The sequence below is a fragment of the Synechococcus sp. JA-3-3Ab genome (genome assembly GCF_000013205.1).
Taxonomy (GTDB): domain Bacteria; phylum Cyanobacteriota; class Cyanobacteriia; order Thermostichales; family Thermostichaceae; genus Thermostichus.
This window is the reverse complement of the sequence record NC_007775.1, coordinates 1453623-1470661: the sequence shown is the minus strand read 5'-3', so window position 1 is coordinate 1470661 and position 17039 is coordinate 1453623. Positions and strand designations below refer to the sequence as shown.

Annotated in this window: 18 protein-coding genes and 1 tRNA gene; 13 read left to right on the top strand and 6 right to left on the bottom strand. The window is 62.8% G+C overall.

The genetic code is table 11. From position 1 onward, the window contains the following. Nucleotides 1–422 precede the first annotated feature (422 nt). Nucleotides 423–495, bottom strand: a tRNA-Ala gene (locus CYA_RS06910). A 248-nt stretch (nucleotides 496–743) separates the two neighbouring features. Here CYA_RS06910 and sppA point away from each other — a divergent pair. The 4 genes from sppA to pheA all read left to right on the top strand — a co-directional run bounded on the left by sppA (nucleotide 744) and on the right by pheA (nucleotide 4822). Further along, nucleotides 744–1784 carry a signal peptide peptidase SppA gene (sppA, locus tag CYA_RS06905; RefSeq protein ID WP_011430309.1) on the top strand — a complete coding sequence of 347 codons (1041 nt, stop codon included), beginning with the start codon at nucleotides 744–746 and terminating at the stop codon, nucleotides 1782–1784. Between the two features lie 25 nt (nucleotides 1785–1809). Next, the gene (alr, locus tag CYA_RS06900; protein ID WP_228375196.1) at nucleotides 1810–3114 is read left to right on the top strand and encodes an alanine racemase; all 1305 of its coding nucleotides are present in this window, start codon (nucleotides 1810–1812) and stop codon (nucleotides 3112–3114) included. Between the two features lie 430 nt (nucleotides 3115–3544). Next, nucleotides 3545–3919, top strand: a complete 375-nt coding sequence (locus tag CYA_RS06895) for a late competence development ComFB family protein (RefSeq protein ID WP_041438331.1) — start codon at nucleotides 3545–3547, stop codon at nucleotides 3917–3919. 3 nt (nucleotides 3920–3922) lie between these two features. Next, nucleotides 3923–4822, top strand: coding sequence for a prephenate dehydratase (gene pheA, locus CYA_RS06890; protein WP_011430306.1), 900 nt, complete (start codon nucleotides 3923–3925; stop codon nucleotides 4820–4822). A gap of 117 nt (nucleotides 4823–4939) precedes the next feature. Here the strand turns inward: pheA and CYA_RS06885 are convergent, their stop codons facing one another. The 5 genes from CYA_RS06885 to CYA_RS06865 all read right to left on the bottom strand — a co-directional run bounded on the left by CYA_RS06885 (nucleotide 4940) and on the right by CYA_RS06865 (nucleotide 11997). Beyond that, entirely contained in the window at nucleotides 4940–5893 is a 954-nt protein-coding gene (locus CYA_RS06885) for a sulfite exporter TauE/SafE family protein (protein WP_011430305.1), read from the bottom strand. Nucleotides 5894–5945: 52 nt separating this feature from the next. Continuing rightward, on the bottom strand, nucleotides 5946–6995 hold the full coding sequence (locus CYA_RS06880) for a Gfo/Idh/MocA family protein (RefSeq protein WP_011430304.1): 1050 nt from the start codon (nucleotides 6993–6995) through the stop codon (nucleotides 5946–5948). A gap of 108 nt (nucleotides 6996–7103) precedes the next feature. Next, nucleotides 7104–8756, bottom strand: coding sequence for a phospholipid carrier-dependent glycosyltransferase (locus CYA_RS06875; RefSeq protein WP_099812116.1), 1653 nt, complete (start codon nucleotides 8754–8756; stop codon nucleotides 7104–7106). Between the two features lie 186 nt (nucleotides 8757–8942). Continuing rightward, the gene (locus tag CYA_RS06870; protein ID WP_011430302.1) at nucleotides 8943–9980 is read right to left on the bottom strand and encodes a carboxypeptidase-like regulatory domain-containing protein; all 1038 of its coding nucleotides are present in this window, start codon (nucleotides 9978–9980) and stop codon (nucleotides 8943–8945) included. Nucleotides 9981–10038: 58 nt separating this feature from the next. Next, nucleotides 10039–11997, bottom strand: a complete 1959-nt coding sequence (locus CYA_RS06865) for a carboxypeptidase regulatory-like domain-containing protein (protein ID WP_099834889.1) — start codon at nucleotides 11995–11997, stop codon at nucleotides 10039–10041. Nucleotides 11998–12164: 167 nt separating this feature from the next. Here CYA_RS06865 and rpmJ point away from each other — a divergent pair, with 167 nt between their 5' ends. The 9 genes from rpmJ (at nucleotide 12165) to rpmE (ending at nucleotide 16977) form a co-directional block, all read left to right on the top strand. After that, entirely contained in the window at nucleotides 12165–12281 is a 117-nt protein-coding gene (rpmJ, locus tag CYA_RS06860) for a 50S ribosomal protein L36 (protein WP_011430300.1), read from the top strand. Between the two features lie 213 nt (nucleotides 12282–12494). Next, on the top strand, nucleotides 12495–12878 hold the full coding sequence (gene rpsM, locus CYA_RS06855) for a 30S ribosomal protein S13 (RefSeq protein WP_011430299.1): 384 nt from the start codon (nucleotides 12495–12497) through the stop codon (nucleotides 12876–12878). A gap of 88 nt (nucleotides 12879–12966) precedes the next feature. Then, nucleotides 12967–13353, top strand: a complete 387-nt coding sequence (gene rpsK / locus CYA_RS06850) for a 30S ribosomal protein S11 (protein ID WP_011430298.1) — start codon at nucleotides 12967–12969, stop codon at nucleotides 13351–13353. A 122-nt stretch (nucleotides 13354–13475) separates the two neighbouring features. Then, nucleotides 13476–14471, top strand: a complete 996-nt coding sequence (locus CYA_RS06845) for a DNA-directed RNA polymerase subunit alpha (protein ID WP_011430297.1) — start codon at nucleotides 13476–13478, stop codon at nucleotides 14469–14471. A gap of 72 nt (nucleotides 14472–14543) precedes the next feature. Then, nucleotides 14544–14894, top strand: a complete 351-nt coding sequence (rplQ, locus tag CYA_RS06840) for a 50S ribosomal protein L17 (RefSeq protein ID WP_011430296.1) — start codon at nucleotides 14544–14546, stop codon at nucleotides 14892–14894. 5 nt (nucleotides 14895–14899) lie between these two features. Then, entirely contained in the window at nucleotides 14900–15763 is an 864-nt protein-coding gene (gene truA, locus CYA_RS06835; protein WP_011430295.1) for a tRNA pseudouridine(38-40) synthase TruA, read from the top strand. 49 nt (nucleotides 15764–15812) lie between these two features. Beyond that, the gene (gene rplM, locus CYA_RS06830; protein WP_011430294.1) at nucleotides 15813–16268 is read left to right on the top strand and encodes a 50S ribosomal protein L13; all 456 of its coding nucleotides are present in this window, start codon (nucleotides 15813–15815) and stop codon (nucleotides 16266–16268) included. Then, nucleotides 16265–16678 (top strand): 30S ribosomal protein S9, encoded by a 414-nt coding sequence (rpsI, locus tag CYA_RS06825; protein ID WP_011430293.1) that lies wholly within the window; start codon nucleotides 16265–16267, stop codon nucleotides 16676–16678. Before rplM ends, rpsI begins: the two co-directional genes overlap by 4 nt. Nucleotides 16679–16755: 77 nt before the next feature. Further along, nucleotides 16756–16977, top strand: a complete 222-nt coding sequence (gene rpmE / locus CYA_RS06820; RefSeq protein WP_011430292.1) for a 50S ribosomal protein L31 — start codon at nucleotides 16756–16758, stop codon at nucleotides 16975–16977. The last annotated feature ends 62 nt before the right edge of the window (nucleotides 16978–17039 follow it).

Genomic DNA, 17039 nt, shown 5'->3' with positions numbered 1-17039 from the left:
GTCAGCTGCGGCCTGGGGTTGCCTTGAGAGCTTGCTACGATTGCCCCCCTTGCTTCACCCGCACTACACACTATCGCTGCCCGGGATCCCTCCAGCCTGCCACCACCAATAGTTTGCACCATTTTTTATTTAGTTGCACCCTAGGCGGCGTTTTAGAGCATCTTTGTCCAATGGCAGGGGCCCTTCGCCCAGGGATCGGCGCAGATCTGCAAGGGATTGAGGCAGCGTCAGCTAGAAGCCGCAGGAGCCCCGCTCCGTACCCCCTTCCCCCCGTATACGGGGAAAGGGGGGCGACCATGGCCGGGTTGCCTCACGGCGGCTCAGATACCTCCCGCAAGGCGGGGATCCCATGGCCGAAGCCGTCTCCTCCGGTCGGAGGGAAGGAGTGACCATTTGCTGGGCCTCGGATGCTATCAGGCCAATGGAGCTTAGCGGACTCGAACCGCTGACCCCTTCAATGCCATTGAAGTGCTCTACCAACTGAGCTAAAGCCCCAAGATGCAGCCTTCCGGCAAGAGCCTGGGCAATTGATTTATGCCCGCTCCAGACTACAATTTTAGCCTGTAGAAGCTGCTTTGGCGGTGAAAAGTACGGGAATCTATCCTAAATAGACGGGAGATCCTTGTCAAGAGTTGGGTTGGAGCGTCCACTTGCAAAAGTGGAGATTGGATCCACCTGGCTCCTGCCCTCTGTTGCAGGAGCTTGCCGGGTGATAGAACGGAGTCAGCGACATTGGGGGGCTTGTGACACAGGGATCTCAGCTTAACCGCCTTTTGGCCGCTTCCTTGCTGGTGGTCTGCCTGATTGCGGCTGTTATTGGCGGCACACGACCTGCCGCAGAGTCGGTTCGGGGTGGCGTCGGGCTAGAGGCCCCTCGAGGGGCGAATCGCATTGAGGTGGTTACCATCGAGGGAACGATAGGAGGGCCACGGGGCTCGACTTTGGTAGGTTTGCCCACCTCTCCCTTAGATCAGTTGCGGGAAGCTGTCGAGGATCGCGCCGTCAAGGCTGTATTGCTGCGCATCAACAGCCCGGGCGGGGCTGTGGGATCCAGCCAGGAGCTCTACCGCGCCGTCACGGCTCTGCGGGAAGCCGGCAAGCCGGTGATTGCCGTCATGGAAGACGTTGCCGCCAGCGGCGGCTACTATGTAGCCAGTGCTGCCGACAAGATCTACGCCAACCCGGGCACCCTGACCGGCAGCATAGGGGTGATCATCAGCGGCCTCAACTTTGGCAAACTGCTCGACAACTACGGCATAGAGCCGCAGACCTTCAAAACCGGCGAGTACAAAGACATTCTTTCCCCTTTCCGGGCTGCCACCCCCCAAGAGCAACGTCTGCTGCAAGAGTTGGTGGAGGATACCCTCGACCAGTTCGTTCGCGATGTGGCCCGCGGACGCCAGCGCTTGCCGGACAAAGGGGCAGAAAAGGTGCTGGATGCGGAGATGATCGCCCGACGGCAAAGCTTGGATGAGGCGCGGGTGCGCCAGTTGGCCGATGGGCGCATCTTCACCGGGGCGCAGGCTGTGGAGTTGGGCCTGGTAGATGCCCTGGGAGGATATGCCGAAGCCGTGGAAGATCTGCGGCGCATGACCGGGGATCCCTCTTTGTCGCCAGCAACGGCGAGAGATCCCTTCCAACGCGCCCTGCAGCGACTATTGAGCCAAGGACTGCCTCCGCAAGGGCAAAATCTCTGGCCCGCTCGACTGTTGGGGAGCCACGAGGTGGCCGGGATCCCGGAAGTGCCGCTGCTGTGGATGGCGCCCGGGTGGACTTTGCGCTAAACCTGACAGTGATCATAGGCTTGGTGTGAGGGGTGAAGCTGTGGATCACACGCCGGACGACGCTTCTGCGCTGGCGACGGCAGGGCATAGCCCCCTGGCCACGGCGTCCGCCTCGTGGACCCAGAGCCAGGGATCCCAGGGAGCGGATCCCGTCGGCGAGACGGGGTTCTGGCCGGATTTCAACCCAGAGCTGGAGCTGCTGACCAGCCGGGCATGGGTGGAAATTGACGCAGCCCAATTGCGAGAAAATCTGCGTCTGTTGCAGGCGCGCCTGTCGCCAGACACTGAGATCTGGGCAGTGGTCAAGGCCAATGCCTACGGCCATGGAGCTCGCTTGGTGGCTCCCATAGCCCTCGCTGCCGGTGCCAAGGGGTTGTGTGTGGCCACCCTGGCAGAAGGGATCGAGCTGCGGCAGGCCGGCCTCCAGGCCCCGATTTTGGTGTTGGGGGCTTTGAATACCTGGGCCGAGCTGCAGCAGGCCATGGCTGCGCGGCTGGAGGTCAGCCTCACCCGGGCCGAGCAGATCCCCGTGATGCGCCAGGTGGCCCGTTGGGCCGGGCGGCCTGTTCCTGTCCACGTCAACGTCGATACGGGCATGACCCGCCTGGGGATTCCCTGGCAAGAGGCCGCCGCCGTGTGGGGGCAGATCTGCCGGATCCCCGAGCTGGAAGGCTGTAGCCTGTTTTCCCACTTCGCAACGGCAGATGAGCCCGATTCTCCGGTGATGGCCCAGCAAGAGGCCCGCTTCGCCCAGGTGGTGGAGCAGATCCGCCAGGCCGGGGATCCCCTGCCCCCCCTGCATCTGGATAACTCCGCCGGCGCCCTAATCCATCTCCACTATCCCCGCGTGCGGTTGGGGCTGGCCCTCTACGGCTTGTCTCCTGCCCCGCACCTGCAGGTGCCGGGGTTGCGGCCGATCCTGCGCCTCAAAGCGCGGTTGACCCACATCCAAACCGTACCCGCCCACACCGGCGTCAGCTATGGCCATCGCTACGTCACTTCTCGCCCCAGTCGCATTGCCACACTGGCCATCGGCTATGCCGACGGGATCCCACGGCGGCTTTCCGGCTGGCTGCGGGGGTGGGTGCGCGGCAGCCTGATCCAGCAGGTGGGCACGATCACGATGGATCAGTGCATGTGGGATGTCACCGAGAGGCCGGATATTCAGGTGGGTGATGTGGTGGAGCTGCTGGGCCCCCATCTGGCGAGTGCGGGTTTCTCAATCCAGGATTGGGCGGATCAGTTGGGCACCATTTCCTATGAACTGCTGTGCGGACTTTCTGCCCGCCTGCCGAGAGTGCTGGTCAACGTGCTCGGGGAAGCTAGCTGACGTTGACGCTATGGCACGTTTTTGTTGGGCGGTTTATGGTAGCAGCAAATGCAGGCGAGGTTTTAAGCGTGGGTTCGGATCCCTACCTCCCCCCTCAATTCTGGTAGAGGGGCTAGCAAGTGAGAACTGACTCCCGCCAGCAGAGGAGTTGGGGTGAAATTGTAGCTGGCCGCGTCGGCGCCTGGGGGTTTGCGGTCACTTCTCTTCCTGTTGAGCTAGAAACCGCAGGAGCCCCCTATATCCCCCCGCCCCCCTGCCCCCCGTATACAGGGGGTTGGGGGGCGGTCGGAGTCGGGTAGTTTACGTAGGGTAGCTTTTCCTGACTTGTCAAGTAGTGAAGGATATAGCAGCCTCAGAAGTAAGCCGAGAACCGTCCTGTTTTTGGGAAAATGAGGACTGGCGGCGGGATCAGTGACATCGGGAGGCAGCCATGGAGGCACGCAAACCTCTGAAGAGGTTGGAAAATCAGATGGAGCGGGCTGTTCTGGAGATGGTGAACGAGCTGCTGCTCCTGGAAAGCCAGCAGCGCTACTGCTCCTGTGAGAGATTCTGTCACGATGCCGCCGCCTTGGCCCTCAACAACCTCCAGCCCCGCTACACCACCAGTTTTGAAGGCTCCATATACACCCTGGAAGCCATCCAAGCAGATCAAGAGTTGCAGAGCCTGATTCGGCGGGAGGTGGGGAAGGCTATGGAGATAGTGGCGGCAAATCCCCGTTGCCCAGAGCCTGATTGCCCGCTGCAGCGCAACGTCGAGGCAGTAGAGTTAGAGCTGGCTCCTAGCGACACTCGCAAACAAAACTAAAGAATGGCTTTAATCGTCTCCTCTGCGCCGGTAGCCTTCCTCGGCCCTGTTGGAACCTACACGGAGTTGGCCGCTCTGCTCGCCTGTCCCGAGCAGCCCCATCTCCATAGCCAGGGGTCCCATCCTCTGGTGCCCTACCCCACCATTAGCGCCTGCTTGGCAGCCGTGGCTGCGGGCGAGCAAGAATGGGCGGTGGTGCCGGTGGAGAACTCCGTTGAGGGCGGGGTCTCGATGACCTTGGATGCCCTCTGGCAACTGGAGGGGCTGAGCATTCGCCAGGCGCTGATCCTGCCCATCCGCCATGCCCTCATCGGCTGCGCCTCCCGGCTGGAGCAGATCGAGCAGGTCTATTCCCATCCGCAAGCCTTGGCCCAATGTCAGGCTTGGCTGGGATCCCATCTGCCCCGGGCGACCTTGATTCCAACCCGCTCCACCACCGAAGAATTGGAGCGGCTGCGAGCACAGCCCAACGCTGCCGTCATTGCTTCAGAGCGGGCCGCTGAGCTCTACCAACTGCCGGTTTTGGCCTGTCCCATCAACGACCACCCGGATAACTGCACCCGCTTTTGGGTGGTGGGCCGTCGCCGTTCCTCGCCAGGGGGATCCCATACTTCCTTGGCCTTCAGCCTGCCCCACAATGTGCCAGGGGCGCTGCTAAAGCCGCTGCAAGTCTTTGCAGAGCGGGGCCTCAATATGTCGCGCATTGAGTCGCGCCCCACCAAGAAATCGGCGGGGACCTATGTCTTTTTTGTCGATCTGGAGAATCCGGTCGGCCAACCCTATCTGGATGCAGAGGTAATCGCTGCCCTGGAAGCGATCGCAGAAACCCTGAAGCTTTTCGGCAGCTACCCCGTCCACGACCTCAGCAAGCCGAGCGAGCGTCGTCCTTGCAACTCAGAATAGGACAGGCCGGCCAGGCCCGACTTGCTATCTGCGGGGATCCCGAAGCCTTTCCCTCCCCTCCTAGACCCAGATACGCTAAAAGAATAGGGGAGGGTGAGGCGTCGAAGTTGGGAATTGCTACTGGTTGTCCAGGGCTTGGTAGTCCTGCCAGGCTTGCCAAAAAACGTAGAGGGAAAGCCCGGCGAGAAAGGTTCGAAAAAGCAGGCCGACGATCTCATCCGGCAGCTTGGGCAGGGTGCGGGTGCTGATCTGGACGCCGACCAACCCACCTGCACCCAGGATCAGGCCCGGGATCCAGAGCACATTCTGGCGGATGGTGCCATCTCCAAAGCCGAGCGCGTTCGCCATCCAGTTGCCCAGGCCCGCATGGCTGAGGGTAGCAGCAGTTGCCGTGAGAACAATTGCCCCCAAGCTGGTTTGGATGGCCACCTTGAGGGTTTCTCGCAACAGCAGGATCTGCAGGGGCACCAGGATGACGCCACCGCCGATGCCGAAAAGCCCCGCCAACAAGCCGGCAGCGCCACCGGTGAGGGTGCGGGCCAGCCACCGCGGCATCTGCCCCTCGGCAGCAGGGCGGTCGCGGAGTTCTCCAGCGTCGTCCGTCCCCCCGGCAGCAACCCCTGGCCTCTCCAACGCTTGGGCGTGGGCGACCACGGTTTTGCGCAGCTCCACCAGGTAAATGTTCGCCAGCAACAGCACCCCAAAGGCCGCTAGTAGCAGATAGCCGGGCAGGCGACTGGCGAGGATCGCCCCAACCTGCGCCGTAAACAGAGCCGGGATCCCCAGCAAAATTACCCGTTTGGGATCCAGCATCCCCATGCGCCAGTTTTGGATGCTGCCGGCCAAGGAGGTGAGGAGAATGGAAAAGTTGCTGGTGGCCACCGCCTGCAGCGGCGGGATCCCCAAGCTCACCTGCAAGGGCACCAAGATCGTCCCGCCGCCAATGCCCAAAAAACCGGCCAGGATCCCTGCCGCTAGGCCGCCGATTGCTAAGGCCAACCCCTCTTCTACCACGATTGCCCGACCTTGCCTCTCCACAAAGCCTCTGCCCTCCTCGCCCTCCCCACCCATGACCGGCTGGCAGAAGATACCACCTGCCCCCGCCTGGAGGCCGGCGGCAAAGCTAAGACAAAAAGCTGCGGCAGGGTTTGGCCTCCCTCCAGGCGCATCCATCTAAGGCGATCCGCTCCACCTCGGAAGCCAACTTCAAGGCCTTCAGGGCCTGCTCCCCGCCCACCGACGGCTGGCTGCCCCCCCGCACACAGTTGATAAAGTGCTCCAGCTCGGCGTGGAGCTTGTCAATGGGTTCGATGTGAACCTTCTCGATGAGGCAGTCCCGCTGGTAGGACACCTGGCCGTAGTCGCTGCTGCTGGATCCCTGGCGATAGATGGAGATCTCGTTGTGCAAAAAATCGGCTTCCACCAGGGCATTTTTGCAGTGGACGGCAATTTTGCGCACCTTGCGATGGGTAACCTTGCTGGCCGTGAGGGTGGCGATGGCACCGTTGGCAAAGGTGAGGGTGGCAGTGACGTAGTCCAGGTAGCCCAGCTTGGAGGCGCGGTTGCCGCTGGCGGTAATTTGGGTTACTGGGGAGGGGATCAGCTCCAGCAACAGGTCGATGTCGTGGATCATCAGGTCGAACACCACCGACACGTCGCTGGCCCGGTCAGAGTAAGGGCTGAGGCGGTGGGCCTCGAAGGCCAGCGGCTCTTCGCTTTGCAAAACTTGGCCCAGCTTTTGAAAAACGGGGCTGAAACGCTCGATGTGCCCCACCTGCAAAATGCAATTGCAATCGGCAGCGCGGTTCACCAGGGATTCTGCCTCAGCGATGCTGGCGGCAATGGGCTTTTCGATCAGCACATGGACCCCCGCCTCCAGGCAGGCGATGCCCACCTCGTGGTGCAAAACCGTCGGCACGGCGATGGCTACTGCCGCTACGTGGGGCAGCAGGTCGCGGTAATCCTCGTAGAAGTGAACGCGGTGGCGGCTGGCCACATCCAAACCCCGCTCCACATTGATATCGGCTACCCCTACGACCTGCACATCCTTCATCAAGCTGAAGACGCGGGCGTGGTGCTGGCCCATGTTGCCGACTCCAATGACGCCCACAGGCACCGGCTGCCCGGGGTAACGGCGGGGAGAGTTGGCAGGACGCGGGCAGGATCGAGCCATAGGTTTCCACTACCTCCACCACAAGCGCTTGACAAACCGCACCCCGCCTTTGGGCAACGAAGCGCAGCTACTCCTGAAACAAACTGCACAAAGCTTACCATGCCCTCCTCAAATCCAGTTCAAGCCGGGAATGGGCGGCAGGCGCAGGGGGGCCCGCTCGCAGGCTTGGGGACTGAAGCAGAATAGGGGCACAGGGGTGGGTCGGAACCACATGCGGGCATAAAATCCGCCGGGGCTGAGGGGAAGGCCAAACCAAACAGGGAAAAAGAAGAGAAAAGACGCCAAAACCAAGGCTACTGCCGTGATGCTCGCCCCGCGCCAGAAGCGGCGATAGCTCTGCCAGCCCAGCAGCACCAGCCAGGCCAGGGCCAGGGTGCTAAATGCCAGAGCGCTCATGTAGTGGTAGATGAAAACGCAGCGGCTGACGATAAACCAGGGCAGGTAGTTGGCCGCATAGCCAATTAAGATAAAGGCTTCCACGCCATGGAAGCGGCGGATCCCCCGCCAGACCAGCACCAGGATGGATCCCGTCCCCAGCCACCACAGCCAGGGATTGCCCAGGCCGTGGACCACTCGCCACAGGTCGCCCTGCGCGGCGAAGTAGTAGCCCACCGGGCGGCCCATAATCGGCCAAGACCAGGCTCCTGCCGAGGCCAAGGGGGTGGTCAGCCAAGGGCGCAGCGCCGGGAACCAGGCCACCAGGGATCGCAAACTGGTGGAGCAGTAGGGGTGAACGGGGGTGTTTTCGTCCACCACGAGATCGGCATGCAGGTGCCCGCTGTAAACCGCCTGATTGATGAGCACTAGAGAGCGAAAGTAATTCTGGATCCCAGTCCAGCTCCAACCCAGGGCTAGCCCCTGCTGCGGGTTGAGCTGCAGGTGGGGGATCCACTGGATGGCGTAGAAAGCCAGCGGCGCAAGGACAAAGCAAAAGGCATAGTGCCACCAGCGCAGGTGGCGGATTTGGATCAAAATGCCCAGACGCGGGATCCACTGCGGGCGCAGCCAGACCACCGCCCAAACAAGGATCCCCAACAGGGCAAACATGAAGGCAAACCAGAGGCCGTTCCACTTCACGGAAGCCGCCGCCCCCAGGAGGATCCCCGAGCCGGTCAGGTGAACGGCCCGTTGCCAACCGCGGCGTTCCAGCCCGCTTAGCAGCAGAATGGTGGCCGCCAGGCCAAAAGCCACCAGGTACACGTTAATCAGGCCAAAGCGGGACTCCACCAGAAACACCCCGTCCGTGAGCAGCAGGGCCCCACTCAACAGGGCAAAGCCCACGTGATAGGTGAGGCGGTAGGCCAAGCCGGTCAGCAAGAGCGGGATCAGGGATCCGCACAAGGCGGTGGCCAGGCGAAAGCCCCACTCGTTGCGGCCAAAAAGCTGGATACTGAGGGCGATGAAGTACTTCCCCAGCGGCGGATGCACGTCGTAGAGGGGCTCGCCGTCGAGATAGTTCTGGGCGAACTTGGGAAAGTACACCTCGTCGAACACCGGCGCCGGCAACTCGGCCAGTCGCCACAGGCGCAGCCCCAGGCCCACCAGAAAGATGGCGAGCGCTCCCCCCAGCAGCCAGCGGCGGGATCCCTCCGGCCAAATCCCGACCAAGGCAGAAGCGGACGAGGAAGTGGCGAGCTCTGCTGCAGCGGGAGGATCGCCGGATCCCACTCCACCAACGCCCTCGGAAGACGCTGGCGACAGCTCATCTCCTTCCGGGCCTAGATCTCGATCTTCGGCAAGAGGGTTGGGTTCGGAACTCATGGGCAGCAGCCAACAACAAACGGCGAGGATCCCCAGTGTTACTTTAGCCCCTGCTCCCCTTCTTTGGACTTCCCTAGAAGAGCTGGAGGATCTCGAGAACAGCCATTTGCTCCGACTTTGCGGGGCATAGGGCTGACAGCGGCTGCTTGGAACCCCCACTTCTGGGGCTACGGGAGGGGGCGAGCTCTAGGGAGTGGGTGTAGGGGTGGGGATGACCAGCTCCACCGCTGTATCCAGGCGCGAGGGCGGGGGTGGGGCCTCGCCTGGGGCCAGTTCTAGGTAGGAGGCCAGGGGGTGATTGGCTTGCCAGCGGGATCCGATTTCGGCGGCGATTTGGGTGACCTGGATTTGGTAGAGCTGCGCCAGCTCAGCGGCGTTGAGGTTGCCCCGCTCCACCTGGTCGCGGCTGGCCTCCGCCAATACCTCCGCCACGAGGTTGCCCTGCTCGTCAAACCGCCACAGCTCTAGGCGGCTGCGGGAGCGCAGGCTCACCTCCGTGGGCGAGGCCGGGCGGGTGAGGACATCGACGCGGGCGATGACGATGGCCTCCAGGCCTAGGTAATCGAAAAACTGGCCTACCGCTTCCGGCTTGCGGCGATCCCACTCAAACAGCTCGTAGATCGGCCAGCCCACCTGGCGCAGAATCGGCTGCAGGCGGCGGTTGTCCAGGGGCACCACCTTCTCGCTATTGGGGATCAGGCCCAGGCGCACTGCCTCCATGGCCAGGCGCTGGCCTAAAAGCTGGGTGTGCTCCAGTCCTCCCACTCCCAAAACGCCGAGGCGACGCCGGGGTTGGGGCCGGATGGGCACCTGCAAAACCACATCTACAGGGGTGGTCAGGCCCGCCTGCAGCAGGATCTCCTGTTGCACTATTTCGTAGTCGGGGTGCCATACGGTCAACATCCAACGTCCGGCAGGAGCCTGGTTGAGCTCAAACGCCCCCTGCTCGTCCGTTTGGATCGGCTGATCGAGGTTCTCCAAGCCCTCCAACTGCACCTGCGCCCCGGCCACCGGCTGACCCAGGCTGTTGCTCACCTGGCCCACCAGCCGCGCCTGGGATCCCGCTTGATCTCTGTTATGAGAAGGAAACAGCGGCGTGAAACGGGGAAGGGGGGTGGCCGGCGCCTGGGCCAGCGCTCCTGGAGTCAGTGCCAGCCAGCACCAGAGAGCCAGACTGCCCAAGCGGACCCTGCGCCGCAGCGAAGTGAGGAAGAAGAAAGGCATGGCGACATCCCCTAATCGCAGTGGGTTCTGGAGAGACAAAATCCTGCTGCAGGGATCCTCACCCCGCAAAGGGATTGTTGGCCTGCCATTGTTGGATAAAGACGGGCACCATGTTGCGCACCTGCAGCCGAAACAGGCCCGCCGCCGCATCTTCAAACAGCGGATCCCCGCCCACGTCGTCCCGGCCATAGGCCTCGTAGTAGCGAGCCCGATCCCCCGGTCGATCCCGCTGCAAGTCCACCACCACCACCACCCCGCGGCTGCGCAACTGGTTGGGGGTGAAATTGGGAATTTCCACCGGCACCGTCGGCGCCAGAAAGCGCAAGGCCGTATTCAGCAGCGGGCTGCCCTGGCGGTTGTAATCCCGCGAGATCTGCAGGTGAGTCAAGAGGATGTAGCGCAAGCCCAGGGCATCGCCAACGGCCTTCAGCTTGGCCAAGTCGGCGGTGTAGCGCTCATCCCGATCCAAGAGTGTCAGATCCTGGACGAGGGGCAAAAGCGGCTCAAAGCGGGGATCCGGCCCCAGTGGCCCCTTGAGGAGGATCACGGGTCGCTGCGGCTGTAACTCCTTCAGGGCCAGGCTGAGGTGGCGGGCCAGCTCATCCGAGTAAACCGGCTCATCCGGCAACAGGCCAATGCCCTCCGGCTGGCGGGCCGGCTGCCCCGGCGGCAGGCGAATATCTTGGCTGGATACAAAACCGGCCCGCACCTCCACCTGGGTGCTGGTGGGCGGAAACCCCGGCACCTCCACATCCACCAGGTACAGCCCCGCCGGCAGTTCCGGCAGGACATAGGTGCCGTCGGCGGCGATGCGAACCGTCTGCTGGGGTTGGGTAGAGGTGGCGGCCAGGCGCAAAACCCCCGTCTGGACGGGTTGGCCGGCAATGTCCAGCACCCGCCCCGTCACCACCCCGCGGTTGCCTGAAGAGGGGATCTGGGCCTCGGTCTCGCGCTCGCCAACTTGAGCCTCAATATCCACCAGACGCCGCAAAGCCGGGATCCCTGCCGCCACCACCCACAGATCCCGATCGCCCAGCCTCACCAGACCCGTTGGCTGCCCCTCCAGCCGCAGCGAGGCGGCCAATCGCCCCGCCTCCAGATCCACGATTTGCAGGCGGTCGCTGTTGCGGGAGGTCACGTAGGCCCAGCGGCCATCGGGAGAAAGGGCCAGCCGCGTCGGTCGCCAATCCAAGCCAATCCGCTGCAGAGCCTCGCCGCTGCGATCCAGATCCAGCACCGTCAGATCTTGGCTGCCCGAGTTGAGCACCACCAGGCGCTGCTGTTGCGCATCTAGGACCATGGCTTCCGGCGTGTTGCCGCCGCGCCAGCGGGCCAGCAGCTCTCCATTGTCGGGGTTGACCACCAGCAGGCTGAGGGGATCCTCCCCAGCCAGGCCGACAAACAGGGATCCCCGCTCTGGGGCATAGGCCAAAGCCAAAGGTGGCCCCGGCAGCGGCAAGTTGCGGGCCTGCGGCGGCTCCGATCCATGCCGTTGGCGGTTCGGAGCGGGAATCACCGCCAAGCTTTGGGCGGCGGGCAGGGAGGCGAAAACCCGCCCCCTGGCCGCATCCACAGCCATGTCCAGAACCCCCGCCGGCAGCCCGTAGGCCTGCAGCAGCTCTCCGGTGAGCAGATCGAGGCCCACCACCCCAGGAGCATGGGGGCCGGCGGCATAGACCACCTGCCGTGCCGCATCCACCCGCACCACGCCGGGGGCAAACCCCACCGCCACCTGCCACAAGGGATCCCCGCTCGCCCCATCCAGCAGCGCCACTGCCTGCGCTTCCAACAGTCCCACCGCCAGCCAGCCCCGCTCCGGCACCGCATCGAGGCAATCGGCAGAGCTGGGCAAGGGCAACAGCCAATCCCCCTCTGTCCTCAGTTCATTCCCGTCCGCCGAGAGGTTCCCCCCAGAAGCGGGAGAGCCTGTTTCCGGCGAAGGGATCCCTTGCCCCAACACGGGGGATCCCAAGCCCAGCACGCCGCTCATCAGCACAACCAGCCATTGCCAGCGCATCGCCTTCTTCGCTCCTCAACCGCGCCTGCTCTGCTTCTGCGCCCAACCAGCATAGCCAACCTGCTCGCCCTTCCCTATTGGATTCACGTCAGAAAACCCAAACAATTTTTGACAGTCTGCCGCGGCGACCTTAAAATGGATATTCGCTGGTTTCGTCAGGATAAACCATGAAGGTGCGGCCCTCCGTCCGTCGAATCTGCGAAAAGTGCCGAGTCATCCGCCGCCATGGCCGGGTGATGGTGATTTGCCCTGCCAACCCCAAGCACAAGCAGCGGCAGGGGTAGAGGGGCGGATGGAGGAGTGCGCCCGACGGGGGGGAACAGATCCAAACGGCCCTGCTGCCGCCGCGGAAGATCAAGCAACCCCTCTCTTGCGAGAGGAGACTCTGGGTTCTTCACCTCAACAGCGACGTCTTCCGGCCAAAGCTCCACGCCGCCAACCTCGGCCTGGCCTATGGAGCAAGTTTATCTAAGTTTGTTTGAAAGGTACCACCGACCATGGCACGGATTGCGGGAGTTGACATCCCACGCGACAAGCGAGTCGAGATCGCCCTCACCTACATCTACGGCATTGGGCTGACCCGCTCCCGCCAAATTTTGGCGAAGACCGGCATCAACCCCGATACCCGCACCCGCGACCTTACCGACGCCGAGGTGGCCGCCTTGAGGGCAGTGGTAGAAGGCGAGTACCAGGTGGAGGGAGATCTGCGCCGGCAGGAGGCGATGAACATTAAGCGGCTGATCGACATCGGCACCTATCGGGGCCGCCGCCATCGTCTGAACCTGCCTGTGCGTGGCCAGCGCACCCGCACCAACGCCCGCACCCGCAAGGGGGTCAGGAAGACGGTGGCCGGCAAGAAGAAAGCTCCCGCCAAGAAGTAGTGGCGCGGCTGGGGCGGCGGGCAGAGTTTCCCACCCTCTCCAAACTGCAAAACGGGATGTAAACAGTTGTTCAAAGGACGCACAGGTCATGGCTCGGCAGCAACGGCGCGGACGCAAGGTCAAGAAGAATGTCCCCAACGGTGTGGCCTACATTCAGTCCACCTTCAACAACACCATCGTCACCATCACGGATCCCAATGGCGACGTGGTGTCTTGGGCCTCCGCAGGTTCTACGGGGTTCAAGGGCGCCAAGAAAGGCACCCCCTTTGCAGCCCAAATGGCGGCAGAGAGCGCAGCGCGTCAGGCCATGGAGAACGGCATGCGCCAGATTGAGGTAATGGTGAGTGGCCCTGGCGCCGGTCGGGAAACCGCCATTCGCGCTCTGCAGGCCACTGGTCTAGAAATCACCCTGATTCGAGATATCACTCCCATTCCCCACAACGGCTGCCGTCCCCCCAAGCGGCGGCGCGTCTAAAGGGATCCCCAGGGCGGGCCAAGCGCTGGCGACAGGCTTGCCCTCCTGCAGGATGTGAGGCATGGCCTCCAGTCTTCTAAGTTCTCCAAACAGATGTTGAGCCAGACGGACGGGGCTACTCTATGATGCAGACCAGCCGAACCCTCCACAATCTGGGCAGCAAAGCCGCTTCTAGTGCTGCTCCCTACCAGACCGAGTGCGTCGAATCCCATCAGGAAGCCAATGGCGTTCACTACGGCAAATTTGCCCTGGGGCCACTGGAGCGGGGTCAAGGGATCACGGTGGGCAACGCCCTGCGGCGGGTGTTGCTCTCCAACCTAGAAGGGACGGCAGTAACCGCTGTACGCATTGCCGGGGTGACCCACGAGTTTTCCACGGTGCCGGGGGTGCGGGAAGACGTGATGGAGATCCTACTCAACATGAAGGAGCTGGTGCTGCGCTCCAACGCTCCCGACACGCAGGTGGGCCGTTTGGTGGCACAAGGGCCGGGAGAGGTGACCGCCGAGAAGCTGCAATTGCCCAGCGAGGTGGAAGTGATCAACCCCCGCCATCACATTGCCACCTTGGCGGAAGGGGCGATCCTGGAAATGGAGTTCATGATTGGCCGCGGACGTGGCTACCGTGCCGTCGATTACTCCGACAGCAAATCGATGGCCATCGACTTTCTCCAGATCGACTCCGTCTTCATGCCGGTGCGCAAAGTCAACTACACCGTTGAGGCGGCGCGGGTGGGACAATCTCTGGAAAAAGATCGCCTAATTTTGGAGATTTGGACCAACGGCAGCCTCACCCCCCAGGAGGCCCTCAGCCAGGCGGCTCGCATTTTGGTGGGCCTGTTCTCGCCGCTGCAGGAGGTCAGCTTCGACACCCCGCCAGAGCCCCGGCAAGCTGAGGATAACCAGAAGAACCAGATCCCCATCGAAGAGCTGCAGCTCTCGGTACGGGCTTACAACTGCCTGAAGCGCGCTCAAATCAATACGGTGGCGGATCTATTGGTTTATACCGAAGAGGATTTGCTGGAGATCAAAAACTTCGGCCAAAAATCCGCGGAAGAGGTGGTGCAAGCTTTGAAGAACCGCCTAGGCCTAACCTTGCCCCGCGAAAGGAGCAAGACGTAGAGCCTTGCCGGCTCGCTGCGGCAAAACCGGTCAACATCTCCACAGGACACAAGATAAAAGGCAGAGGCTACTATGCGTCACCGCCGTCGTACCCCTCACCTCAACAAGCCCGCCGACCAGCGCAAGGCCCTGATGCGGGCGCTGACCACGGCCCTGCTGCGGGAAGGGCGGATCACGACCACCAAAGCCCGCGCCAAAGCCATTCGCGCCACCACTGAGAAAATGATCACCCTGGCCAAGGACGGCTCTCTGGCAGCGCGGCGGCAGGCCCTGGCCTACATCTATGACAAGGAGCTGGTGCGCTCCCTGTTTGAGCAAGCGCCGGAGCGCTACCGCGATCGGCCTGGGGGCTACACCCGCATCCTGCGCACGGTGCGTCGACGGGGCGACGGGGCAGAAATGGCGGTCATCGAGTTGGTGTAGGCCCCATGCAGAGCCGTCGCATTGCCCTGAAAATTCAGTACCTCGGCAGCGGCTTTCGCGGCTGGCAGCGGCAAGCGGGCCACCGCACCGTGCAAGGGGTACTGGAGGAGGCGATTGCGTTGCGGGCCGGGCACCCGGTGGCCCTCTACGGGGCAGGTCGCACCGATACGGGGGTTCATGCCTCGGGCCAGGTGGCCCACTTCGACACCACCTCTGGCATCCCGCCGACGGAGTGGGCGCGGGTGCTCAACGACTGTCTGCCGGAAGATGTGGTGGTATTGGCTTCCGCTCAGGTGCCCGATTTCTGGCATGCCCGCTTTTCGGCTCGCTGGCGCCGCTATCGCTACTTGATCCTGAACCGGGAGCTGCCGGATGTGTTCTGGCGCCTCTTTAGCTGGCAGGTGCGCTGGCCTTTGCAGGTGGAGCCGATGGCGGAGGCCCTCAACTCTCTTCTGGGCGAGCACAGCCTAGAAGCCTTTCGCCGCCGGGGATCCGACCGGCCCCACTCGCGGGTGCAGGTGCAGGAGGTGCTCTGCCAGCGGCTGGGGGATCTCATCAGCATCGAGGTGCAGGCCAGCGGCTTTCTCTACCGCATGATGCGGCTGCTGGTGGGATCCCTGGAGGTGGTGGGCCGTGGCGAGATCAGCCCACAACAATTTGTCCACCTCTGGCAACACAACGACTGGAGCCGGATGCGCACCCGCTACAGCGCCCCTCCGCAAGGGCTGTGCCTGGTGGATGTGGGCTATGCTGGGGATCCCTTTGGCCGCCGCTTCGCTCACTCGCCGCCCTTTTGGGCCTTGCCCCTGCAGGGGTTGCCCAAAACCCCCGATTGGTCGGCGGCTTTGTGTGTTTCTTCCCTGGCCTAGGCGTTTTCTTGTCCATTCCATTCTGCGGTTGATGTCATCCTTGGCTGCCATGAACACAACTCCCGTTCCTCCCCCCGAAACTCTAACCCCTCGCTGGTATCTGGTGGACGCTGCCAACCAGCGCCTCGGCCGCTTGGCCGTGGTTGTGGCCAAGCTCCTGCGGGGCAAGCACAAACCCAACTTCACCCCTCACCTGGATACGGGGGACTACGTGATCGTGATCAACGCCGAGAAAGTGGTGGTCACCGGCAAAAAGCGCACCCAAAAGCTCTACCGCCGCCACTCTGGCCGTCCCGGCGGCATGAAAGTCGAGACTTTTGCCCAACTGCAAGCTCGCCTGCCGGAGCGGGTGATTGAGAAAGCAGTGAAGGGGATGTTGCCCCACACCCGCCTGGGCCGGCGGCAATTCACCAAGCTAAAAGTGTACGCCGGGCCCCACCACCCCCACGAGGCCCAGCAACCTCAGGTTTACCCCATCCACACGATCCCAGGAGCCAAAGTATGACCCAAGCAGCCAGCAGCCAACGAGCCGTCTACTGGGGAACCGGACGCCGCAAAACGGCTGTCGCCCGCGTGCGCCTGGTGCCCGGCACCGGCAAGCTGATCATCAACGACAGGCCCGGCGACCAATACCTGCAATACCAGGAGGCGCTACTGGCCAGTGTGAAAGCGCCGTTGGAGCTCCTCGGCCTAGAGAACTCCTACGACATCTTGGTGCGGGCTCATGGCGGCGGCGTCCACGGTCAGGCCGATGCCATCAAGTTGGGCGTGGCGCGCGCCCTCTGCGAGGTGGATCCGGCTAACCGCGGCCCCCTCAAGACAGAGGGCTACCTAAAACGGGATCCGCGCGCCGTGGAACGGAAGAAATATGGCCTACGCAAGGCCCGCAAGGCTCCCCAGTACTCGAAGCGCTAGGGATCCCTGCCATTGCTTTTTCAAGTTAGATGTTGATAGACAAGGGTATAGGAACAGGCCCAGAGGAGGAGATTGCCATGCCCAAAAAAGGAATACACCCCCAGTGGTATCCCGAAGCCAAAGTCATCTGCAACGGCGAAGTGGTGATGACAGTGGGATCCACCAAGCCGGAGCTGAAGGTCGATGTTTGGTCGGGCAACCATCCCTTTTTCACCGGCAGCCAGAAGATCATTGACAGCGAAGGCCGCGTGGACAAGTTCATGCGCAAGTACGGCATGGGCGGCAAGAAAGCTAGGTAGCCGAGCTTCAATCTGAGTTTCTTTTCTGCCTTGCTGGGCATTGCTGTGAGTCTTCGCTGACA